The organism is Buchnera aphidicola (Brachycaudus cardui) (assembly GCF_005081945.1).
Taxonomy (GTDB): domain Bacteria; phylum Pseudomonadota; class Gammaproteobacteria; order Enterobacterales; family Enterobacteriaceae; genus Buchnera; species Buchnera aphidicola_AN.
In genome coordinates, this window is the sequence record NZ_CP034879.1 from 1 (window position 1) to 24,159 (window position 24,159).

At 26.6% G+C, this 24,159-nt stretch carries 23 protein-coding genes and 1 tRNA gene; 16 read left to right on the forward strand and 8 right to left on the reverse strand.

The genetic code is table 11. From position 1 onward, the window contains the following. Positions 1-224: 224 nt before the first annotated feature. The 9 genes from mnmG (at position 225) to D9V67_RS00045 (ending at position 8,884) form a co-directional block, all read left to right on the forward strand. Entirely contained in the window at positions 225-2,111 is a 1,887-nt protein-coding gene (gene mnmG / locus D9V67_RS00005) for a tRNA uridine-5-carboxymethylaminomethyl(34) synthesis enzyme MnmG (protein WP_158358853.1), read from the forward strand. Between the two features lie 208 nt (positions 2,112-2,319). Next, positions 2,320-3,147 (forward strand): F0F1 ATP synthase subunit A, encoded by an 828-nt coding sequence (gene atpB / locus D9V67_RS00010; protein ID WP_158358855.1) that lies wholly within the window; start codon positions 2,320-2,322, stop codon positions 3,145-3,147. 36 nt (positions 3,148-3,183) lie between these two features. After that, entirely contained in the window at positions 3,184-3,423 is a 240-nt protein-coding gene (gene atpE / locus D9V67_RS00015) for a F0F1 ATP synthase subunit C (protein ID WP_025368667.1), read from the forward strand. Positions 3,424-3,535: 112 nt separating this feature from the next. Then, positions 3,536-4,021, forward strand: a complete 486-nt coding sequence (locus D9V67_RS00020; protein ID WP_158358857.1) for a F0F1 ATP synthase subunit B — start codon at positions 3,536-3,538, stop codon at positions 4,019-4,021. Beyond that, complete coding sequence (locus D9V67_RS00025) at positions 4,021-4,554, forward strand: F0F1 ATP synthase subunit delta (RefSeq protein WP_158358860.1); 534 nt, start codon at positions 4,021-4,023, stop codon at positions 4,552-4,554. Before D9V67_RS00020 ends, D9V67_RS00025 begins: the two co-directional genes overlap by 1 nt. Before the next feature lie 14 nt (positions 4,555-4,568). After that, on the forward strand, positions 4,569-6,107 hold the full coding sequence (atpA, locus tag D9V67_RS00030; RefSeq protein ID WP_158358863.1) for a F0F1 ATP synthase subunit alpha: 1,539 nt from the start codon (positions 4,569-4,571) through the stop codon (positions 6,105-6,107). Between the two features lie 33 nt (positions 6,108-6,140). Further along, positions 6,141-7,013 carry a F0F1 ATP synthase subunit gamma gene (gene atpG, locus D9V67_RS00035; RefSeq protein ID WP_158358865.1) on the forward strand — a complete coding sequence of 291 codons (873 nt, stop codon included), beginning with the start codon at positions 6,141-6,143 and terminating at the stop codon, positions 7,011-7,013. 26 nt (positions 7,014-7,039) lie between these two features. After that, complete coding sequence (atpD, locus tag D9V67_RS00040; protein WP_158358867.1) at positions 7,040-8,440, forward strand: F0F1 ATP synthase subunit beta; 1,401 nt, start codon at positions 7,040-7,042, stop codon at positions 8,438-8,440. 24 nt (positions 8,441-8,464) lie between these two features. Continuing rightward, positions 8,465-8,884, forward strand: coding sequence for a F0F1 ATP synthase subunit epsilon (locus tag D9V67_RS00045; protein ID WP_222836984.1), 420 nt, complete (start codon positions 8,465-8,467; stop codon positions 8,882-8,884). A 72-nt stretch (positions 8,885-8,956) separates the two neighbouring features. Here the strand turns inward: D9V67_RS00045 and gyrB are convergent, their stop codons facing one another. The 3 genes from gyrB to dnaA form a co-directional block, all read right to left on the reverse strand. Continuing rightward, positions 8,957-11,368 (reverse strand): DNA topoisomerase (ATP-hydrolyzing) subunit B, encoded by a 2,412-nt coding sequence (gene gyrB / locus D9V67_RS00050; protein WP_158358871.1) that lies wholly within the window; start codon positions 11,366-11,368, stop codon positions 8,957-8,959. Positions 11,369-11,440: 72 nt separating this feature from the next. Continuing rightward, complete coding sequence (gene dnaN, locus D9V67_RS00055) at positions 11,441-12,541, reverse strand: DNA polymerase III subunit beta (RefSeq protein ID WP_158358873.1); 1,101 nt, start codon at positions 12,539-12,541, stop codon at positions 11,441-11,443. A 4-nt stretch (positions 12,542-12,545) separates the two neighbouring features. Next, the gene (gene dnaA, locus D9V67_RS00060) at positions 12,546-13,910 is read right to left on the reverse strand and encodes a chromosomal replication initiator protein DnaA (RefSeq protein ID WP_158358875.1); all 1,365 of its coding nucleotides are present in this window, start codon (positions 13,908-13,910) and stop codon (positions 12,546-12,548) included. Positions 13,911-14,368: 458 nt separating this feature from the next. Between dnaA and rpmH the strand changes: the two genes are divergently transcribed. The 4 genes from rpmH to mnmE all read left to right on the forward strand — a co-directional run bounded on the left by rpmH (position 14,369) and on the right by mnmE (position 18,109). After that, entirely contained in the window at positions 14,369-14,512 is a 144-nt protein-coding gene (gene rpmH, locus D9V67_RS00065; protein ID WP_025368677.1) for a 50S ribosomal protein L34, read from the forward strand. Positions 14,513-14,524: 12 nt separating this feature from the next. Next, the gene (gene rnpA, locus D9V67_RS00070; RefSeq protein ID WP_158358877.1) at positions 14,525-14,869 is read left to right on the forward strand and encodes a ribonuclease P protein component; all 345 of its coding nucleotides are present in this window, start codon (positions 14,525-14,527) and stop codon (positions 14,867-14,869) included. Positions 14,870-15,069: 200 nt separating this feature from the next. After that, the gene (gene yidC, locus D9V67_RS00075) at positions 15,070-16,659 is read left to right on the forward strand and encodes a membrane protein insertase YidC (RefSeq protein WP_158358879.1); all 1,590 of its coding nucleotides are present in this window, start codon (positions 15,070-15,072) and stop codon (positions 16,657-16,659) included. Positions 16,660-16,738: 79 nt separating this feature from the next. Continuing rightward, a complete protein-coding gene (mnmE, locus tag D9V67_RS00080; RefSeq protein ID WP_158358881.1) occupies positions 16,739-18,109 on the forward strand; it encodes a tRNA uridine-5-carboxymethylaminomethyl(34) synthesis GTPase MnmE in 1,371 nt (456 codons plus the stop codon). Between the two features lie 27 nt (positions 18,110-18,136). Here mnmE and D9V67_RS00085 read toward each other — a convergent pair. Further along, positions 18,137-18,209: transfer RNA gene (locus D9V67_RS00085), tRNA-Phe, on the reverse strand. 276 nt (positions 18,210-18,485) lie between these two features. Between D9V67_RS00085 and D9V67_RS00090 the strand changes: the two genes are divergently transcribed. Both D9V67_RS00090 and groL read left to right on the forward strand, forming a co-directional pair. Next, positions 18,486-18,776 carry a co-chaperone GroES gene (locus D9V67_RS00090; RefSeq protein WP_158358883.1) on the forward strand — a complete coding sequence of 97 codons (291 nt, stop codon included), beginning with the start codon at positions 18,486-18,488 and terminating at the stop codon, positions 18,774-18,776. 49 nt (positions 18,777-18,825) lie between these two features. Further along, positions 18,826-20,472 carry a chaperonin GroEL gene (groL, locus tag D9V67_RS00095; protein ID WP_158358885.1) on the forward strand — a complete coding sequence of 549 codons (1,647 nt, stop codon included), beginning with the start codon at positions 18,826-18,828 and terminating at the stop codon, positions 20,470-20,472. Positions 20,473-20,595: 123 nt separating this feature from the next. Here groL and epmB read toward each other — a convergent pair whose 3' ends face one another. Beyond that, positions 20,596-21,606, reverse strand: coding sequence for an EF-P beta-lysylation protein EpmB (gene epmB / locus D9V67_RS00100; protein WP_158360057.1), 1,011 nt, complete (start codon positions 21,604-21,606; stop codon positions 20,596-20,598). A 25-nt stretch (positions 21,607-21,631) separates the two neighbouring features. Here epmB and efp point away from each other — a divergent pair, with 25 nt between their 5' ends. Continuing rightward, on the forward strand, positions 21,632-22,201 hold the full coding sequence (gene efp / locus D9V67_RS00105; protein WP_158358887.1) for an elongation factor P: 570 nt from the start codon (positions 21,632-21,634) through the stop codon (positions 22,199-22,201). An 18-nt stretch (positions 22,202-22,219) separates the two neighbouring features. Here efp and dnaC read toward each other — a convergent pair whose 3' ends face one another. From dnaC to rsmD, 3 genes are all read right to left on the reverse strand, one after another. After that, on the reverse strand, positions 22,220-22,960 hold the full coding sequence (gene dnaC / locus D9V67_RS00110; RefSeq protein ID WP_158358889.1) for a DNA replication protein DnaC: 741 nt from the start codon (positions 22,958-22,960) through the stop codon (positions 22,220-22,222). Further along, a complete protein-coding gene (dnaT, locus tag D9V67_RS00115) occupies positions 22,960-23,454 on the reverse strand; it encodes a primosomal protein DnaT (RefSeq protein WP_158358891.1) in 495 nt (164 codons plus the stop codon). Before dnaT ends, dnaC begins: the two co-directional genes overlap by 1 nt. A gap of 88 nt (positions 23,455-23,542) precedes the next feature. Continuing rightward, a complete protein-coding gene (gene rsmD / locus D9V67_RS00120) occupies positions 23,543-24,112 on the reverse strand; it encodes a 16S rRNA (guanine(966)-N(2))-methyltransferase RsmD (RefSeq protein ID WP_158358893.1) in 570 nt (189 codons plus the stop codon). Between the last annotated feature and the right edge of the window lie 47 nt (positions 24,113-24,159).

The following is a 24,159-nucleotide window of genomic DNA, read 5'->3' on the forward strand; positions in this document are numbered from 1 at the left end:
TTCTTTTATTATCAATGCTACAGACTACTTATCCACAGATTTTGTCTTCACTAATAATAATAATAATTATCATTATATTTTTTTATTTTTTAATAAAGAAATTATAAAAGAAAATAAAAACATCTTTTTTAATATCTTATGTTTAATCTTAACATGTGTTATCTTTAATTAAATATTAGTATTTATATAAAATAATTTTAAATGTACTAAAAAAGGTTTTTTATATGTGTAATTTAAAAAATTTTGATGTAATAGTTATTGGTGGAGGACATGCTGGTACTGAAGCAGCAATGGCTTCATCAAGAATGGGTTGTAAAACTTTATTATTAACTCAAAAAATAACAGATTTAGGCACGTTATCATGTAATCCAGCTATTGGAGGGATAGGAAAAAGTCATTTAGTAAAAGAAATAGATGCATTAGGAGGTATAATGGCTGAGGTTATTGATTATGCTGGTATTCAATTTAGAATTTTAAATTCTAAAAAGGGTCCAGCTGTTAGATCTACTCGAGCTCAAGCTGATAGAGTGCTTTATCATAAGCATGTAAAAAAAAGATTACAAACACAAAAGAATTTGTTAATTTTAGAAGAAGAAGTAAAAGATTTAATTTTTAAAAATTATACTGTTACAGGTGTATTAACAAAAAATGAAGTTAAGTTTTATTCAAGAACAGTTGTTTTGGCTACAGGTACTTTTTTAGATGGTAGAATCCATATTGGATTAAGTAGTTATTCTGCTGGAAGAATGGGAGATAAATCTTCTATGGATTTGTCTATTCGTTTAAGAGAGTTATCTTTAAGAGTGAATAGATTAAAAACTGGCACACCACCTCGAATTGATATTAACACTATTAATTTTAATGATTTATTTATTCAGCATGGTGATGTCCCTACTCCAGTTTTCTCATTTATGGGAAATGTTTTACAGCATCCTAAACAAATACCATGCTATTTAACACATACAAATGAAAAAACACATGAAATTATACGTAATAATTTAGATCAAAGTCCTATATATACAGGTTTTTTAAAAGGTTTAGGTCCTAGATATTGTCCTTCTATTGAAGATAAAATTGTACGTTTTCCTGATAGAAAAGCACACCAGATTTTTTTAGAACCAGAAGGATTATCTAGTGTTAAAATTTATCCTAATGGTATTTCAACTAGTCTTCCTTTAGAAGTTCAAGAAAGAATAGTAAGGTCGATTAAAGGTTTAGAGAAATCTAAGATTATAAGTCCTGGATATGCTATTGAATATGATTTTTTTGATCCCAAAGATTTAAAACTTACTTTAGAAAGTAAATTAATTAAAGGTCTTTTTTTTGCTGGTCAAATAAATGGTACCACTGGTTATGAAGAAGCAGCTTCACAAGGGTTATTAGCTGGTTTAAATGCAGCATTGTATACAATGAATACTGATTCTTGGTTTCCTAGACGCGATCAAGCATATTTAGGTGTATTAATAGATGACCTTACTACACAGGGTACACAAGAACCGTATCGTATGTTTACTTCACGTGCTGAATATCGATTAATATTAAGAGAAGATAATGCAGATTTGCGTTTGACTAATATTGGTCGTAAGCTTGGTTTAATTAACGATACAAGATGGATCCGTTATAATGAAAAAGTTCTAAATATTACTAATGAGACTAATCGTTTAAAAAGAATAAAAATAGATCCTTTATCATCTGATGCTAATGTTCTTAATCAATTATGGAATATACATTTAATAAAAGAAACTAGTGTAATTGAATTATTAAAAAGACCAGAAATTACATATAAAAAATTAAAATCTTTAAATATTTTTCAAGAAGGTATTTATGACTTAGAAGCTATTGAGCAGATAGAAAATGAAATTAAATATGAAGGCTATATTAAAAGACAATCAGAAGAAATCAGTCGACAGATAAAAAATGAACATACCTTTTTATCTTCTATTCAAGATTATAAAAAAATAAAAGGTTTATCTAATGAAGCTGTTATGAAATTAAATGATTATAAACCTCTTTCTATTGGTCAAGCATCGCGTATTTCTGGTATTACACCAGCATGTATATCAATTTTATTGATTTATTTAAAAAAAGAGTCTTATAGAAATTTGTTATAATATATAATTATTCAATGAATTATGCTTATTTAATATTTCTATCGTTTATAAAAATTAAAATTTGATTTTAATAAATTTAAAATACATAATAATTGTGTATTAAATATTAATTTACTTTTTTTGAAAAATTTAAAAAATATTTTTTAATTTTGTAATGTTTGTTTTATTGTATAATCTTTTTTAAAATTATAAAAAATGAGAAAATACTATGATTTTAGAAAAGATATTAGATCCTCAAAAATATATTAGTCATCATTTGAATCATTTACAGATAGACTTGTGTACTTTTAAAATTATTATGCCAGGAACATTTTCTTCTCATTTTTGGGTTTTAAATGTTGATTCAATATTTTTTTCCTTCATATTAGGAAGTTTTTTTTTAATTATTTTTTATATAATAGGAAGAAAAGTTACTCAGAATGTGCCAAGTAAGTTACAAACTTCTATTGAATTAATTTTTGATTTTATTAGTACGAATGTGAATAGTATGTATCAAGGTAAAAATGCTCTTATTGCACCTTTATCATTGACAGTTTTTGTTTGGGTTTTTTTAATGAATCTAATGGATTTAGTTCCTATTGATTTTTTTCCTTTTATTTCTGAAAAAGTATTTAAATTACCAGCTATGCGTATTGTGCCTTCTGCTGATATTAATATTACATTATCAATGTCGTTTGGTGTTTTTATCTTAATTCTGTTTTATACTATTAAAATGAAAGGTTTTATAGGTTTTTTAAAAGAACTTACTTTGCAACCTTTTAATCATCCTATATTTTGTATTGTTAATTTAATATTAGAATTTGTCTCATTGTTATCTAAACCAATATCTTTAGGATTACGACTTTTTGGAAATATGTATGCAGGGGAAATGATTTTTATTTTGATTGCAGGATTACTTCCATGGTGGTCTCAATGTTTATTAAATGTACCATGGGCTATTTTTCATATTTTAATAATTTCATTGCAGGCTTTTATTTTTATGGTTTTAACTATTGTTTATTTGTCAATGGCTTCATCAAAATCTCATGAAAATTAAAATATTCTATGAATTTATTAAAAACTGGAGTGTATAATGGGAAATTTAAATGTTGATATGCTTTATATAGCTGTAGCTATAATGGTAGGATTAGCGTCAATTGGAGCTGCAATTGGAATTGGTATTTTAGGTGGTAAATTTTTAGAAGGAGCAGCTAGACAACCTGATTTAATCCCTTTATTAAGAACACAGTTTTTTGTTGTTATGGGATTAGTTGATGCTATTCCAATGATTGCTGTAGGTTTAGGTTTATATATGCTTTTTGCTATTTCATAATTTTGTACTTTGTTTTTTAAATCAATATTATTTTGATTTTCGAGTAGAATCTTTACGTTTTTTTGAATAACGTAAAGATTAATTTTATTTTAATATAGAAAGGTGCATTGCTGTGAATCTTAATGCGACAATTCTTGGGCAAGCGATATCATTTGTTTTTTTTGTCTGGTTTTGTATGAAGTATATTTGGCCTCCTATTATTTTAGCTATTGAAACTAGGCAAAAAGAAATTAAAGAATCTTTATTTAATGTCCAGCAAGCTCAAGAAGAATTATCTATAATTCAAAAATCAATAGATAAAAAAATTAAAGAGGCAAAAGAAAAAGCATTTAATATTGTTAATGAAGCTAATGAACAAAGATTATTAATTTTAGAAGACGCAAAATCAAAAGCATTGAAAGAAAGTCAAAAAATTCTTATAAATACTCAGTTAGAAATTGATATGAAAATTTTAGATGCACGTAAAAATTTACATAAAGAGATAGTTAATTTATCTATTTCTATGGCTGAAAAAATTATTAAAAAAAATATTGGTAAAGATGAGAATCGCGATTTAGTAGACGAATTAATTACTTCTTTGTCAGAGGTAAAACATTAATGTCTGTAGAAAATACTATTGCTAGACCTTATGCCAGAGCAATTTTTAATATAGCTATTTGTCAGAATTCCATTCAAGAATGGAAAGAAATATTAATATTTCTTAATATGATTGCTTCTTGTCCAAAAATCAGAAGATTTTTATCAGGGTCTCTTTCACCTAAATATTTATCATCAGTATTTATTACCGTTGCTGGTGATATAATTAATAAAAATGCAAAAAATTTAATAAAATTATTAGCTGAAAATCAACGTTTTAAAATACTAAATAATATATTAGAACAATTTTTACAGTTAGAAGCATGTTATAAAAAAATTTTAATTGTTGAATTAAGAACAGCATTTCTTTTAAAAGAAAAACAGATTATTAAAATACGAAAAGTACTAGAAAAATCTTTGTCAAGTAAAATTAAATTTATATATAAAATTGATTGTTCTATACTTGACGGTATTATTATAAAAGTTAATAACATCGTTTTCGATTTATCTGTTAGAAGTTATCTTAAACAATTATCAGATGCTTTAAATTTTTAAGAGAAAAATAATATATGCAATTAAACTCCACAGAAATTAGTAAATTAATTCAAGAAAGAATAGCTCAATTTGAAGTATTCAATGAATCTTATAACGAAGGTACTATTATTTCTGTTAGTGATGGTATTATAAGAATTAATGGTCTATCTAATGTAATGTTAGGTGAAATGATTTCATTACCTAATCATGAATATGCTATCGCTTTTAATATTGAAAGAGATACAGTTGGTGCAGTAGTTATGGGGCCTTATATTCATATTACAGAAGGTATTAAAGTAAAGTGTACAGGAAGAATTTTAGAGGTTCCTGTAGGTGTTAACTTATTAGGACGAGTAGTAAATGCTTTAGGTAGTCCTATTGATGGTAAAGAGTCTATAAAAAATGATGGTTATTTTCCAGTAGAAGCTAATGCACCTGGTGTAATTGAAAGACAGTCTATTAATCAGCCAATACAAACAGGTTATAAAGTTATTGATGCACTAATTCCTATTGGTCGAGGACAGCGTGAGTTAATTATTGGTGATAGACAAACAGGAAAGACTGCACTTGCTATTGATACGATTATCAATCAAAAAAAATCTAATATTAAATGTATTTATGTTGCTATTGGACAAAAACTTTCTACAATTATTAATGTTGTTAAAAAGTTAGAAGAAAATAATGCTTTATCCAATACAATTGTAGTTGTAGCTTCTGCTTCTGAAGCCGCTGCTTTACAATATTTAGCTCCATATTCTGGTTGTGCAATGGCGGAATATTTTCGTAATAAAGGACAGGATACATTAATTGTTTATGATGATCTGACGAAACACTCTATAGCTTATCGTCAGATTTCTTTATTACTACGTAGACCACCAGGTAGAGAGGCTTTTCCAGGAGATATATTTTATCTGCATTCGCGTTTATTAGAGCGAGCGTCTCGTATTTCTTTAAAGCATATTCAAGATATTAATAAAAATAAAAATATCAGACAAACTGGTTCTATTACAGCTTTACCTATTATTGAAACACAATCTGGAGATGTTTCTGCATTTGTTCCTACCAACGTGATTTCTATTACTGATGGTCAAATATTTTTAGAATCGAACTTATTTAATTCAGGGATTCGTCCTGCAGTGAATCCTGGCATATCTGTCTCTCGCGTAGGTAGTGCAGCGCAGAGTAAAATTATAAAAAAATTATCTTCTGGAATTCGAACAGCATTAGCTCAATATCAAGAACTTGCAGCCTTTTCACAGTTTTCATCTGATTTAGATGAAGTTACTCGCAAACAATTAAATTATGGTCAAAAAATTACAGAACTATTAAAACAGAAACAATATTCACCTTTATCTATAGCTGAACAAGGACTTATGCTATTTACTGCAGAAAATAATTTTCTTGATGATATTTCTGTTGATCAAATTCTTACATTTGAAAAATCAATATTGCTTTATGCATATAATCATTATTCTGATTTAATGAAAAAAATTAATGAAGTGGGTGATTTTGATATGAGTATACAAGAAGAATTTATAAAATTAGTTACTAATTTTAAAGACAAGCACTTTTAATGAAATATTTTAATATGTTAAAAAGAGAAAATAGTGACAAGTATAAAAGAAATCAGAAATCAGATAATAAGTGTCATTAATACTAAAAAAATCACCAAGGCTATGGAAATGGTTGCAGCATCTAAAATGCGAAAAACTGAATATAGAATGCAATCAGGTCGGCCATATTCTGATATTATCAGAAAAGTAATTGATCATGTTGTACAAGGAAATTTAGAATATAAACATAGTTATCTAGAAAATAGAGTTGTTAAACGTATTGGAATCATTGTTGTTTCTACTGATAGAGGTCTATGTGGTAGCTTGAATACTAACCTTTTTAAAAAGGTTTTATTTAAAATTCAAAAATTTACTACAACTGATATTCCTTGTGATTTAGTTTTATTTGGTTTAAAAAGTTTATCAGTTTTTAAATTATGTGGTACTCGAATTCTTTCTACAAAAACTCATTTAGGAGAAAATCCTAATTTAGTAGAGTTAATTAGTTCTATAGAAGTGATATTAGATGCATATAAATATAGGCGTATTGATAAAATTTTTATTGCTTATAATAAATTTTATAATAAAATGTTGCAAAAACCTAAAATTATTCAATTATTACCTTTATCTAGATTAAATAGTAAAAACATAAGTAATAAAAAATGGGATTATCTATATGAACCAGAATCTAAGTTGATTTTAGATATATTATTTAAGCGATATATAGAATCTCAAATTTATCAAAGTATTTTAGAAAATATAGCAAGTGAACAAGCTGCTCGTATGATTGCTATGAAAACAGCAACAGATAATAGTGGAAATCGAATTAAAGAATTACAATTAGTATACAATAGAGTACGTCAAGCTAATATTACACAAGAATTAACTGAAATTGTTGCAGGCGCATCAGCAGTTTCAACTAATTAAAAATCAGTTAGAGGTTGTAAACTATAATGGCTACTGGAAAGATTATCCAAATTATTGGTGCCGTAGTTGATGTGGAGTTTCATCAAAATTCAGTTCCAAAAATATATAATGCCTTAGAAGTAAAAAATAAAGAACAAAAACTTATTTTAGAAGTACAACAACAGTTAGGAGCAGGTATTGTTCGAACAATTGCTATGGGTTCTTCTGATGGTTTAAAAAGAGGTTTAGTTGTTGTTGATCTTGAACATTATATAAAAGTACCAGTAGGAGAAGCAACATTAGGACGTATTATTAATGTATTAGGTGAAACGATTGATAATAAAGGTTTATTAAAAAATAAAAATAATAGTTCTGATATAGAATATTGGGAAATCCATCGTACTCCTCCCAGCTATCAAGAACAAGCAAGCTCTCAAGAAATATTAGAAACGGGTATAAAAGTTATTGATTTAATTTGTCCTTTTTCAAAAGGTGGAAAAGTTGGTCTATTTGGCGGTGCAGGTGTGGGTAAAACAGTAAATATGATGGAATTGATTCGTAATATTGCAATAGAACATTCTGGTTATTCAGTTTTTACTGGAGTAGGAGAAAGGACTCGTGAAGGAAATGATTTTTATCATGAAATGAATGATTCTAAAGTATTAGATAAAGTTGCTTTAGTATATGGACAAATGAATGAACCACCAGGCAATAGATTACGAGTTGCTTTTACAGGTCTTACTATTGCAGAAAAATTTCGTGATGAAGGAAAAGATGTTCTATTATTTATTGATAATATATATCGTTATACATTAGCTGGTACTGAAGTTTCTGCATTACTTGGACGTATGCCATCTGCAGTCGGATATCAGCCAACTTTAGCAGAAGAAATGGGTTTATTGCAAGAAAGAATCACTTCTACTAAAAAAGGTTCAATAACTTCTGTTCAAGCTGTCTATGTTCCTGCTGATGATTTAACGGATCCTTCACCGGCAACAACATTTGCACATTTAGATTCTACAGTCACTTTAAGTCGTCAAATAGCATCATTAGGTATTTATCCTGCTATTGACCCTTTAAATTCTACAAGTCGTCAATTAGACCCTTATATAGTTGGTGAAGAGCATTATAAAACAGCATTAGGTGTCCAATCTATATTACAGAGATATCAAGAATTAAAAGATATTATTGCTATTTTAGGAATGGATGAACTATCAGAACAAGATAAATTATTAGTATCAAGAGCACGTAAAATACAGCGCTTTTTATCTCAGCCATTTTTTGTAGCAGAAGTATTCACTGGTTTTCCAGGAAAATATGTTTCATTAAAAGATAATATTCGAGCTTTTAAAGGTATTATAGAAGGTGAATTTGATCATCTACCAGAGCAGTCATTTTATATGGTAGGTTGTATTGAAGAAGTTATAGAAAAAGCTAAAACTTTATAATATTTTTTATAAAAAATTTAGGATATATCTATGAATTTTTATTTAGATGTAGTTAGTGTTAAAAAACGTATCTTTTCTGGATTAGTAAAGAAAATACGAGTATCTGGAAGTGAAGGAGAACTTGGAATTTACCCGGGGCATGTCCAGTTATTAACTATAATTAAACCTGGTATGGTGTGTATTCTTCATAAGAATGGAGAAGAAGAATGTATTTATATATCTGGTGGTATATTAGAAATTCAACCATCTGTTGTATCTATTTTATCAGATATTGCTATTCGTGCAATTGATTTAGATAAAAAATCTATTTTGCAAGCTAAAAAACATGCTGAAAAAAATATGAAAAATGACAGTATTAAAATGAATAAGAATGAAATATTATTAGAAATTTCTAAAGAAATTGCAAAATTACGTGTTCTTGAAATGATGGATAAATCTAAATGAAGAAAAATTTTTCGCGGCTGGTTGTTTCCTGCCGCAAGTATTTTAAAAAATTTACTAGTTAAGCAGTATTTTTTAAATATCAATATTTTCTACTTTTAAAGCATTTTTTTGTATAAATTTTCGTCTTGGTTCTACAGCATCTCCCATAAGAGTATTAAATAAATCATTAGCTGAACTTGCATCTTGAATAGTTACTTGTAACATATTTCTAGTTTCTGGATTCATTGTTGTATTCCATAATTGTTCCGGATTCATTTCCCCTAGTCCTTTATAACGTTGTATAAATAAGCCTCGTTTAGATTGTTTAATTAACCATTCCAATGTATTTTTTATATTATCAATTGGATAGATACTACCTCCTTTTTCTATAAAAACTTTATTTTGAAAAAGAGTATTAAATTTTTCACCTAAATTTGTTATTAATAAATATTCTCCACTTGTTAAAAAATCTTCTTTAAAGTCATATTTTACATGATATGAGTATCTAGATATTTTTATAGTTGGTTCAAAGATATTTTTATTAATATTTTTAATTATTTCTACAGAATAATAATTATTGTTATAATTTTTTTTATTTAACTTGTCTACTAAGGTATTTATCCAAATTTGAACTATTTTTATGTTTTTTAGATTATATAAACGTGGATGATAAATTATTTCATTAAATATTTCTATTGGGAAGTAATATTTACTTTGTTTCATTATTATTTCAATAGAATTATATTCAGATATTATTTTTTTAAATTTTTTAATATTTTTGTTAATATCAAGATCATTATGACTTTTTAATGTTATATCTTTTAAAGCAGTTTTAATTTGATATTTATTCATTTCTTCATCATTTTTAATATATTCTTCTTTTTTTCCTTTTTTTACTTTATATAATGGAGGTTGTGCAATATAAATATGTCCTTTTTCAATTAATTCAGGTAGTTGACGATAAAAAAAAGTTAAAAGCAATGTACGAATATGTGCACCATCTACATCCGCGTCTGTCATTATAATAATATAATTATATCTTAATTTATCTATATTATATTCATTTTTACCAATACCACAGCCTAATGCAGTAATAAGAGAAGAAACTTCTTGAGATAAAAGCATTTTTTCAAATTTAGATTTTTCAACATTTAATATTTTTCCTTTAAGCGGTAGTATTGCTTGATTTATGCGATTTCTTCCTTGTTTTGCAGAACCACCTGCAGAATCACCTTCAACTAAATAAATTTCTGATAGTTTAGGATCGTTTTCTTGGCAATCAGATAATTTTCCAGGTAATGTTCCTAAATCTAGTATTCCTTTTTTTTTGTTTATTTCTTTAGCACGTCGTGCAGCTTCTCTTGTTTTTGAAGCATTAATAATTTTTTGGATAATAGATTTTGTATCATTTGGATTTTCTAAAAGATATTCAATAAGATTTTCATTAATTAACGATTCTATGACTGCTCTTGCTTCAGATGACACTAGTTTATCTTTAGTTTGAGAAGAGAATTTTGGATCGGGTATTTTAATTGATATAATAGCTGTTAGTCCTTCACGTACATCTTCTCCTATAATAGTGGATTTATTTTTTTTATTATATCCTTCTCTTTCTATATATAAATTTAATGTTCGTGTCATACCGGAACGAAAACCAGATAAATGTGTACCACCATCTTTTTGTGGTATATTATTAGTAAAACATAATATATGTTCTTTATGAGAATCATTCCATTGCATAGCAATTTCTAATTCTATTTCATCTTTTATAGAACGAAAATAGAATATACGTGAATGAATTACTGTTTTTTTTATATTTAAAAATTTAATAAATGCTTTAATACCTCCTTTATATTGATAATGATTTTTTATATTGCTTCTGTTATCTTGTAAATAAATAGAAATATTTGAATTAAGAAAAGATAGTTCGCGTAAACGTTTAGATAATATTTCATATTGAAATGTTGTATTATTAGTGAAAGTTTTATAACTAGGCCAAAATCTGATATATGTTCCTGTTATATTAGTTTTTCCAATAATAGAAAGGGGTGTTTCTGGTTTTCCATATTTATATATTTGTTGATATTTTTTATTGTTTTTATAAATTATGAGTTCTAATTTTTCTGATAAAGCATTGACAACAGATATTCCGACACCATGTAATCCACCTGATATTTTATATGAAGAATTATCAAATTTACCTCCTGAATGTAATACTGTCATAATGACTTCTGCAGCTGAAATATTTTCTTCAGGATGGATATCGGTAGGAATACCTCTACCATTATCTTGTACAGAGACTGAATTATCTGAATGAATAATGATTATAATTTCTTTACAATAACCTGACAATGCTTCATCGATAGAATTATCTACGATTTCAAAAACCATATGATGTAAACCACTACCATCATCTGTATCTCCAATGTACATGCCTGGGCGTTTGCGAACTGCATCTAATCCTCTTAAAATTTTAATATTAGAAGAGTTGTATGTATTTATCATAGATGTTCCTATTAATCTAATTAATTTTTAAAAAAAATATTTTAATTAAGATATTATCGTAAATAAATTTTTTTAGCGTTTTAATAGCATGATAATATATAAAGTTGAAGCATCATTTTCTGAATTTATTTGAATAGAATTATTATATTTATTTATAAATAAAAAAATATTATCACTAGTAATAGTATTTAATACATCTAGCATATAATAAACATTAATAGATATTTCTATTTTATTACCAGAATAATTAATATTAAATTTATCTTCTGCTGTTTCTTCTTCTTGATTATCAGAGAGTACTTTAAATTGATTATCTCTAATATGTATTTCTATACCACAAAATTTTTCATGAGATAAGATAGCGACACGTAGTAATGATTGTTTTAATAATTTACAATTCAATACAATAGGATCATTTTTTGTGTTTAGTAAAATGCTGTTATAATCAGGATATTTCCCTTCAATTAATTGACTAGTAAAAATTGATTCTTCTATATATATTCTAATATTATTTTGACCAATTAAAATTCGTATTAATTGAGCTGGAATATTCAATAATTTGTATAATTCAATGATACTTTTTCTTGGAATAATTATTGAAAAAGGAACTATATTTTTTTGTAAAGGAGCTTGTGCCATTCCTAAACGATATCCATCTGTTGCTACAGTATATAATTGTGTACCATTGTGTTCTAATAACATACCATTTAAATAATATCGTACATCTTGTTTACCCATAGCAAATTGAGTTTTTTCTATCATTTTTTTTAAGATATCTGAAGATATAACAAAATCAGAAATATAATGGAAATTATTATGATTAGGAAAATTATCAGCAGGTAAAGTAGTTAATATATAATTAGTATTATGAGAAGCAATATGCATTTTATTTTCATGTAATTGCATATTTATTTCTGATGATCCTAAAGAATTTCGACAAATATCTAAAAGTTTTCGACCAGAAATTGTTGTGGTTCCTGGCGTGTATTTTGTTGATATTTTAATATTAGAAATTAATTCTATTTCTAAGTTGGTTGTTGTTAATGATAAAATTCCATTTTTAATTGTTATTAATATATTTTCTAAAATAGGAAATGAAGTATTTTTAATAATTAAGCGGTTTATTTTTTGTAAATGTTTAATTAAAATATTATTTTTAATATTAAATTTCATATAATTACACTGATAAAGTTCGGATTAAATTTGAAAAGTCTTCTTTAATATCATGACTTTCTTCTCGTAATTGTTCGATTTTACGACATGCATGTAATACAGTTGTATGATCTCTTCCACTAAAAGCATCGCCAATTTCAGGTAGACTATGATTAGTCAACTCTTTTGCCATTGCCATCGCCATTTGTCTGGGACGAGCTACTGAACGTGAACGTCTTTTAGATAGTAAGTCTGCTACTTTAATTTTGTAATACTCTGCTACTGTTTTTTGAATATTATCTATTGTAATTAGTTTTTCTTGTAAAGCTAGTATATCGCGAAGTGCTTCACGAACAAAATCTACAGTAATAGTACGATGTGTAAAATGAGCATTGACGATAACTCGGTTAAGAGCACCTTCTAATTCACGTACATTAGAACGTAGTCGCTTTGCAATAAAAAAAGCTACTTCGTCAGATAATATAATATTATTTTCATCAGCTTTTTTTATAAGAATTGCAACTCTAGTTTCTAGTTCTGGTGGATCTATAGCAACAGTAAGACCCCATCCAAACCTTGATTTAAGACGATCTTCAACGCCATTTATTTCTTTAGGATAGCGATCTGATGTTAAAATAATTTGTTGGTTACCTTCTAATAAAGCATTAAATGTATGAAAGAATTCTTCTTGTGAGCGTTCTTTATTAGCAAAAAACTGAATATCATCAATTAATAATGCATCAACAGAACGATAATATAATTTAAATTTTTCAATAGCATTGTTTTGAAGAGCTTTTACCATGTCTTGTACAAAACGTTCAGAATGCATATAAATAATTTTAATATTGTATTTATATGCTAAAATTCCATTACCTATTGCATGAAGTAGGTGTGTTTTTCCTAAACCTGTACCACCATATAAACACAATGGATTATAAGAATTTCCAGGATTATTTGCTACTTGAGATGCTGCAGCACGTGCAAGTTGATTAGATTTTCCTTCTATAAAATTTTCAAAATTATGTTTTTTGTTAATATTAGAACGATAAGATAATTTTTTAAATACTGGTATCTCGTCCCAAATTGATTTTTTATTTTTATTATTAAAGCTATTCGAAATATTCTTTTTAAACTTTTTCTCTTCGGAATTCTGATATATGTTAAATTTTATTAATGGAATATTAGAACCACAAAATTCTTTTAGTATTATTTTAATATGAATTAAGTACTTATCTTTTACCCAATCTAACACAAATTTATTTGGAGCATATATTTCTAATATGTTATTGTTTAGCTTGGCTTTAAGAGAGCGTATCCACATACTAAACTCTGTAGTTGGTAGCTCATCTTGCAACCGGTCAAGACACTGTTTCCAAAGACAAAGTGACACAGTAGACTCCAATCGAGCAAAATTAATAAAAAATAAAATTTGAAAAATTATTGTTTTTTATATGTTAATTTTGATATACATAATTGTATGTAAACAATGTATATAAAATTATATTTTTTTTACATTAAAAGTTATACAAGCTAATATGGGTGAGTATAACGAAAAGGATGTAATATATTATTGAGATATTTTATTTATCTAAAGAAGTGATTTTTAGATGTATAGTTTATTTTTTTAAAATAAACATAGTTATCATAACAGAATACAATATTAAAAATATTTTTTTAGATAAGTTAATTTAAAATTTATTTCATTAGTAGATGTATTCTAAATAAGAATTACTTGTTAAATCATATTTTTTAAAAGTTTAATTGACTATGTGATTAAGAATATTTACTCTTATCGAAAGTAAATGTTATAAATTATATTTAATAAAAAATTATTAGGTAAATATTAAAATGAAACGAACTTTTCAACCATCAGTATTAAAACGTAATCGATCACATGGATTTAGAATTCGTATGGCAACAAAAAATGGTCGTTATATTTTATCACGTAGACGTGCCAAATTAAGAACACGTTTAACTGTTTCTAGCAAATAGCAGGTTAGTATTGTGTTTGATTATTTCTTTAAAAAAAAATTACGATTATCTAATTCTGTAAATTTTCAATATGTTTTTAGTAAGTCTTCTAAAAAAAATACCTTAGAAATAAGTATTTTAGGACGTTCAAATGTACTAGGATATCCTAGATTAGGTCTTAGTATACCTCGTAAAAATATTAAGAATGCTCATAATCGAAATTTAATTAAACGATTGGTTCGAGAAACATTTCGTTTATTACAACATCAATTAATTTCTATGGATTTTGTTGTTATAGCAAAAAAAAATATTCTTAATTTAGATAATAAAAAGATAATAGATATGTTAAAGAGCTTATGGGCGCATTACCATCGATAATTATTTTAGTTATTTAATTAACAGTTATCTTATAATGCATGTCATTAAATTAATGTCTTTATGCTATATATTTTCATAATACATTATTTCATTTTTTATATCGTTTTAACGATTTATTTTTTATTAAGATAATGTCTTTTAATAGTAGAAAGATATAATTATTTACCTTAAAGTATTAAAGATAATAGTGAATATTAATTATGGAAGTACAACGCAATTTTTTTATTTTAGCTTTTTTATTTGTGTCTTTTTTACTTTGGCAAGCATGGCAAAATCAATCATTTTTTAGGGATAAAGAAAATAAAAAAATGGAGCCTATATTTCATTTTATTGATACAAAAACACATAAAAATCAAATTCTGATTAAAAATGAAGTAGTTAGTTTACTCGTGAATATGTATGGAGGAGATATAGAAGAAGCTAATTTACTTACATATAAAGAAAAATTGCATTCATCTAAACCTTTTAGATTACTTGAAACTACATCTGATTTTGTTTATCAAGCACAAAGCGGATTAATTGGAAAAGATGGTCCAGATAGTTCGATACATAATACTCGACCATTATATCTTGCTGATAAACATGTTTTTGAATTAGAAAAAAATCAAAAAGAATTACGTGTTCCAATACAATGGAATAATAAAAAAGGTGTAATTTATACTAAAACTTTTATTCTTAAACCTAATAGATATGATATCGAAGTAGAATATGATATTTTTAATTCAAGTGAAAATATGTTACACATGAATATGTTTGGTCAAATTAAACAAACGATCAAGTTACCTGAAAAACGTAATATTTATAGTGGAAATTTTGCTCTTCAAACTTTTCGTGGTGCAGCTTATTCTAGTGTTGATAATAAATATGAAAAATATAAATTTGATTCTATTATAAATAATAAAAATTTAAATGTGATGACACAGAATGGATGGATTGCAATGTTACAGCAGTATTTCGCTGTTGCATGGATTCCTGATAATAGAGGTCAAAATACAATATATACTTCTAGTCTAAATGACGGTGTTGCAGCCATTGGTTATACATCACCTTCTATTACTGTTTCACCACACTCAAAATCTTTTATAAAATCAAAATTATGGATTGGTCCTGAGATACAAGAAGAAATGAAATTAGTAGCACCAAATTTAGATTTAACAGTAGATTATGGTTGGTTATGGTTTTTATCTCAACCATTGTTTAAATTGTTAACTATTTTATATAATGTTGTAGGTAATTGGGGAGTTGCTATTATTCTAATTACTTTTATTATGAAAATGATTACGTATCCTTTAACAAAATCACAGTATATTTCTATGGCAAAAATACGTTCATTACAACCTAAAATACAAGAAATAAAAGAATCGTTTGCAGATAATAAACAACGTATTAGTCAAGAAATGATACTTTTATATAAAAAAGAAAAAATTAACCCATTAAGTAGCTTTTTCCCTATTTTTATTCAAATGCCAGTTTTTTTATCTCTTTATTATATGCTTATAGGTTCTGTTGAATTACGTCATGCTCCTTTTATATTATGGATTGAAGATTTATCTAGTCAAGATCCATTCTATGTTCTACCCATAATAATGGGTTTAACTATGTTTTTTATTCAGCAAACATCATCTAATAATATTTCTGATCCTTTTCAAAGAAAGATTATGAATTTTATGCCTATTATTTTTACAGCATTTTTTTTATGGTTTCCTTCAGGATTAGTTTTATATTATATTATTAGTAATTTAGTGACTATTATACAACAAAAGTTTATTTTTTCTAATTTAATAAAATAATTATCTAAAAATATTTTTTTATTTTTATTAAAAATATCAATTTTTAAACTTTTAGTATCTATTTTTAAGAAAAATTTTTATGATTCGTAATGAAACTATTGTTGCTCAAATCACTTATCCAGGAAAAAGTGCTATTGGAGTATTAAGAATATCTGGATCTAAAGCGAGAATAGTTGCCTTAAAGATTTTAGGAAAAGTTCCTCGTGCAAGATTTGCTACTTATTCTAAATTTTTAGGCCAAAATAATATAGTATTAGATCAAGGTATATTTTTATGGTTCCCTAGCCCTTTTTCATTTACAGGTGAGGATGTATTAGAATTTCAAGGGCATGGTAGCCCAGTAATTATGGATTTATTGATTAAAAGAATTTTATCTATTGATAAATTAAGAATGGCTAGACCTGGAGAATTTTCTGAACGTGCTTTTTTGAATGGAAAAATAGATTTAATTCAAGCAGAAGCAATAGATGATTTAATTAATTCAGAAACAGAATTATCTATTCGTGCATCTTTAAATTCTTTACAGGGAGATTTTTCTCGTTATATACAAAAAGTAATAGCTGTACTTATTGAATTACGTACTAATATAGAATTAAGTATAGATTTTTCAGAAGAAGACATTAACATTAATCTGAATAATTTAATTAATAAAAAATTCGTAGAACTACATCGTAAATTTATAAAAATACAGAAAATAACTTCAGAAGGCAGTTTGTTAAAAGAAGGAAAAAAAATAGTAATTATTGGCCCTCCTAATGCAGGAAAATCTAGTTTATTAAATATTTTATCATGTTCTGATAGAGCTATAGTAACTGATATTCCAGGCACTACAAGAGATCTTCTTTATGAAAATATTGTTATTAATGGTATTTCATGCCAATTAGTCGATACAGCTGGTTTACGTGATACAAACAATAAAATAGAACGTCTTGGTATTATCCGTGCTTGGGAAGAAATTCAAAAATCTGATCATATTCTTTTTGTCATGGATAAAACGATGATTGAATCAGAACAAAAAAAAATACGCAATGAATTTATAAAAAATATTTCTAAAAATATTTCTAATAATATTCAAATAACTTTTTTGTTAAATAAAAATGATTTAGTACAAGATGAATATGGTATTAAGATAATAGAGGGTTTATCATGTATTAATATTTCAGCAAAAACAGGTCAGGGTATTGATATACTACGAAATCATATTATAAATATTTCTATTAATAGTAATAAAGAAAGTATTTTTATTGCTCGCAGGCGTCACATTAAGCAAATTGATTTGGCATACAACGAATTTTTAGAGGCTGAAAAAAATTGGAAAGTTTCTAGAAGCTTTGAATTATTAGCTGATTCACTTAATATAATCCATAAATTTTTAGGAGAAATTACAGGTCAATTTACTTCTAGTGACTTATTGAAACATATTTTTTCTAATTTTTGTATTGGAAAATAATTTTTTATAAAAATTATTTTTTTAATATGCCCGGAGGCGGAATTGAACCACCGACACGGGGATTTTCAGTCCCCTGCTCTACCGACTGAGCTATCCGGGCTTTTTTATATTAAATCATCAAATATGAAGTATTGTCAATATTTTTTTATTACCATAATATCACTATATTTATTGAATATTTTTTATTGATGAGTAATTCATTTTGTTTAAACATAATAAAGTTAAAATACAAATAAAAAATAAAAAATAAAAAATAAGATTTACCCTTGAAAGTTGTAATAAAGAACCCTATATTTAAAAGTAATAGAACATATTAGATTAAAAAATAATTTTTTTTAAAATAATTAAGCAAGATTATTGACAGGAGTATTATCATATGAAAATTCGTCCGTTGCATGATCGTGTGCTAGTTAAGCGTCAAGAAGTTGAATCAAAATCTGCAGGTGGTATTGTATTAACAGGTTCTGCTGCAGGGAAATCTACTCGAGGCACAGTCATTGCTATCGGTAAAGGTCGTATTTTAGATAATGGAAATATTAAACCATTAGATGTTCAAGTTGGCGATACTGTTATTTTTAATGAAGGTTATGGTGCAAAAACAGAAAAAATTGATAACGAAGAATTATTAATTTTAACTGAAAGTGACATTTTAGCAATTGTTGAATAGTAAAATATATGCTATATCCATTGAAAAATTTATTTAAGGGAATGTTAAAATGGCTGCTAAAGATGTAAAATTCGGTAACGAAGCCCGAATTAAAATGCTTCGTGGAGTTAATGTATTAGCGGATGCAGTTAAAGTAACTTTAGGGCCAAAAGGTAGAAATGTTGTTCTAGATAAATCTTTTGGAGCACCTAGTATTACTAAAGATGGTGTATCAGTAGCTCGTGAAATTGAATTAGAAGATAAATTCGAAAACATGGGAGCTCAAATGGTCAAAGAAGTTGCATCAAAAGCAAATGATGCAGCAGGTGATGGTACTACAACAGCAACATTATTAGCACAATCTATAGTAAATGAAGGTTTAAAAGCAGTAGCTGCTGGAATGAATCCCATGGATCTGAAACGTGGAATTGATAAAGCTGTTATTAGCGCTGTAGAAGAATTAAAAAATTTATCTGTACCATGCTCTGATTCTAAAGCTATTACACAAGTAGGAACTATTTCTGCGAATGCAGATGAAAAAGTTGGTGCTTTAATTGCAGAAGCAATGGAAAAAGTTGGTAATGATGGAGTTATTACAGTAGAAGAAGGAACAGGATTACAAAATGAATTAGAAGTTGTTAAAGGTATGCAATTTGATCGAGGATATCTATCGCCTTATTTTATTAATAAGCCAGAAACAGGTATTGTCGAGTTAGAAAATCCATACATTTTAATGGCTGATAAAAAAATATCTAATGTGCGTGAAATGTTACCAATATTAGAATCTGTTGCAAAATCAGGAAAACCTCTATTAATTATTTCAGAAGATTTAGAAGGTGAAGCTTTAGCTACATTAGTAGTTAATTCTATGAGAGGTATTGTAAAAGTAGCAGCAGTAAAAGCTCCTGGATTTGGAGATCGTCGTAAAGCAATGTTACAAGATATTTCTATTCTAACTGGCGGTTCTGTAATTTCTGAAGAATTAGCTATGGAATTAGAAAAATCTACTTTAGAAGATTTAGGTCAAGCCAAACGTGTTGTTATTAGTAAAGATACAACGACTATAATTGGTGGTGTTGGAGAAAAACATACAATTCAAAGTCGCATTAGTCAAATTCGTCAAGAAATTCAAGAAGCTACTTCTGATTATGATAAAGAAAAATTAAATGAGCGTTTAGCTAAATTATCAGGAGGGGTTGCAGTACTTAAAGTAGGTGCAGCTACAGAAGTAGAAATGAAAGAAAAGAAAGCTCGTGTTGAAGATGCATTACATGCAACTCGTGCAGCTGTAGAAGAAGGTGTAGTTGCAGGTGGCGGTGTTGCATTAGTTCGAGTTGCAGGAAAAATATCTAATTTACGTGGTCAAAATGAAGATCAAAATGTAGGTATTCGAGTAGCTTTACGTGCAATGGAAGCTCCATTACGTCAAATTGTTTCAAATTCAGGTGAAGAGCCTTCTGTAGTTACTAATAACGTTAAAGATGGTAAAGGTAACTATGGTTACAATGCGGCTACAGATCAATATGGTGATATGATAGATTTTGGTATATTAGATCCTACAAAAGTTACACGTTCTGCTTTACAATATGCTGCTTCTGTTGCTGGTCTAATGATAACAACAGAATGTATGGTTACTGATCTGCCAAAAGAAGATAAAGCTTCTGATTCTAGTTCCTCTCCTGCAGGTGGAATGGGTGGAATGGGCGGAATGATGTAATAAATTATTTTTGATTAAAGTCATTTTAAATTATTTTAAAAATATCTTTCCTCAGACTGAATAATTCTGAGGAAAGTTTTTTATTTTTAATTAATATTTTTTATTAAAAGTGAAAAATGCTATTTAAATGATAATTAATTTATTATCTTTTGATCCAGTATCACATACTAATTTAGGAACTAGATAACCAGATATCATTTTCATCAAATGTTTCATAATAGATTTAGCTTTTGTTAATGATACTGCAAAATGCATTGTACCAGTAACTTGATCTAAAAGATGTAAATAATATGGAAGAATATTATTCTCACATAAAAGATTACTTAATTCTGCTAAAATAGTAGGATCATCATTAATATTTTTTAATAAAACGCTTTGATTAAGTAAAATTACACCAGATTGCTTTAATTTTAATAAACTTTTACTTAAATGATTATTTATTTCTTGTGGATGATTAATATGAGTTACTATAATAATTTTTAGACGAGATTGAAGAAATATTTTACAAAGATTAGATGTTATACGATTAGGTATAACAATAGGTAATCTAGTATGAATTCTTAATCTTTTTATATGATTTATGTCAGATATTGATGTAATAAGCCATGATAATTCATGATCTTTAGCTATTAATGGATCTCCACCTGATAGAATTACTTCATTTAAGTTTTTATTATTTTTTATATATTCAAGTGATTTAATCCAATTTATTTTACTACCTTGATTTTTTTCGTATGGAAAATATTTTCGAAAACAATATCTACAATGAATTGCACAATTAGTTTTTACGAGTAATAGTATGCGGTCATTATATTTATGTAATAATCCTGGTAAAACAATATTTTTTTTTTCTTTTATAGGATCATGAATATATTCTGAAGAATGTAAAAATTCTTGATTATTTATAATTACTTGTAATAACAATGGATCTTTCGGATTATTTTTTTGCATTCTTGATACAAAAGAATATGGTACACGAAATGGAAATAGTGTGTTTGATTTATAGTGATGATATTCAGGATGTTTTTTTAAATTTAAAATTTGTAATAATTTTTTAGGTTCAGTAATAGAATTCGATAATTCATATAACCATTGATCTTTTAAAATTACATTTTTTACTGTTATTAGTTTCATATATTTTATAGCAAGAGAGGTGGACATGATAGTATATCATAGCAATAATTTTCGTTCAGGTTGTAAGATTATATTTGAAAATGAACCTTGTTTGATAGAATCTAGTCAGTTTGTTAAACCTGGAAAGGGTCAGGCTTTTGTTCGTGTAAAATTAAGAAAATTATTAACTAAACAATTGATAGAAAAAACATTTAAATCTACAGATTCTTTAGAAATAGCTGATGTTATAGAGTATATATTATCTTATTTATATAATGATGGTCATTTTTGGTATTTTATTAACAATAATACTTTTGAAGAATTATCAGTAGAAAAAAAAATTATTGGTACTCATAAAAAATGGCTATTAGAACAAGATACATGTATTGTAACTTTATGGAATAATCAACCAATTTCTGTTACACCTAATACTTTTGTAGAAATAAAAGTCATACAAACAGAGGCTACTTTAAAAGGTGATACAGTTAATACTGGGGTGACTAAATTAGCTGTATTAAGTACAGGTGCTGTTGTAAGAGTCCCTCTTTTTGTTCAAGTAGGATCATTAATTAAAGTAGATACTCGATCTGGTGAATATGTATCTCGAATTCAATAAAAAAATTTTATATAGTTTTTAATATTCATTACCTTTAACATATTGTCTATAACTGTCCCATTCAAAAGTTAGCCATAAACTATTACCTAGGCGCATTCTATCGATAACTCGTTCACCTAATAAAGTTTTCATTCCTTTATGGTCTAAATTAGATAACATCCCAGTAGAGCGTTTAGATGATGATCGTCTATCAACTATTTGATTAATAATTACTTTTTCATAACGTGATTCTGTTTGCATGCCAATTTCATCTATCATTAACAAATCAACACTGCTAAGATTATGTAATAATTTTTCTTCAGTAATATTACTAGTACCACTAAATGTTCCTTTCATATTAGACATTAAATCAGCTACTGTTACGATTAAAATACTTTTTCCGTGTAGAATCAAGTAGTTTCCAATAGCTGATGCTAAATGATTTTTACCAGTTCCTGGTTTTCCTGAAAAAATAAAACTAGCAATGTTTTTATTAAATTCTTCTGCATATCGTTTAGATGCTTCTAGTACTTTTCTTTGACCGTCATGTTCAATTTTATAATTATCAAATGAGCAATTCATATATAGTTCTCGAATACCTGATCTTCCTAATACACGTTGCATTTTCATTGCTTTATTTTCTCGTAATATAGATTCAGAAGATAGTCTACCTTGTTCTTGATTCCAAGATAATAAATCTTCGTCATTATCAAATTTTGGTTTGATATGATTAGGCATAAGACGTTGAAGTCTTTTAAAGAATTCAGTATAGAATGTCATTATTTGCCTCTAAATCCACTTGGTACAGTTTTATCAGGTGTTGGAATATAAGTGATATCGCGTTTTTTTTGTGAAAATTGATTCAGAGATCTACTTTTCTGTAAACTTCTAGCAAATTTTTGTTGCCATTGTATATGATGAAAAAAACAACCTTCAGCTTGCCAATAAGTAATAAAACATGCTAATTCTGATTTTGATATTTCTTCAGTTAATATAATTCCCCATAGTGCAGATTTACGAATAAAATCTTTATCAGGTCTCCAATTTTGATGCATGGAAAATTTTTTATATGTGTTTTTTTTTAGTCTATCTTTACATGATAGATTATATTCAACATCAAAAATTTTTTGTAAAAAACATGGCGTAATTGCATAAAATACAGCCTTATTGTCTTTTAAAATTTCTATAATTCCATTATTTGATGTTTCTAATATTTTAATAGGATTTTTACAAAATAAATCAAGATTTGTACTAGTAGAAAGTAGAATTTTCATAAATATTTTTTACCTTTTTATTTTAAATATATTAATTATTATATAATATGAAATATTTGAATGTAAAATATTGTGATAATTATTCATTTTAGGTATTAAAGATATATAGATAACATTCTATGTGATTTGTAGTTTTTTTTTTATATAAAATCCAATGTTTTGGGATTATCAAATCTTGATTTTTTTCTTTTTCTATATAAATTATAGATGTTTTTTTAATCCATCTTTGTTTTTCTAGTACAACAATAGTTTTTTCAACTAATCCTTGATGATAAGGTGGATCAATAAAGATTATATCATATGGTTTTCCAGTTTTATTTAACCAACTAAAAGCATTAGTATGTATTAGTTCTAAGTTATTTATATTTAATTTTTTAATGTTGCTTTGAAGAGTAAAAAAAGTTTTTTTTTCTATTTCCAGTAAAGTTAAAAAAGCAGCACCACGAGATATAGCTTCTAATCCTAGCGCACCACTTCCAGCAAAACAATCGAGGCATCTTGAGTTTTTGATATATTTAGATAACCACTGGAATAGTGTTTCCCGTATTCGATTAGTAGTAGGACGTACATTTAAAATATTGTTAAAAGATATTTTTCTACCTTTAAATTTTCCAGAAATAATATAAACTTTACCTTTTTTAAAAAAATTATTGTTCATTTTATTAGTTTGTTTATGTTGGTGATATAATTTATTTTATTATTCAT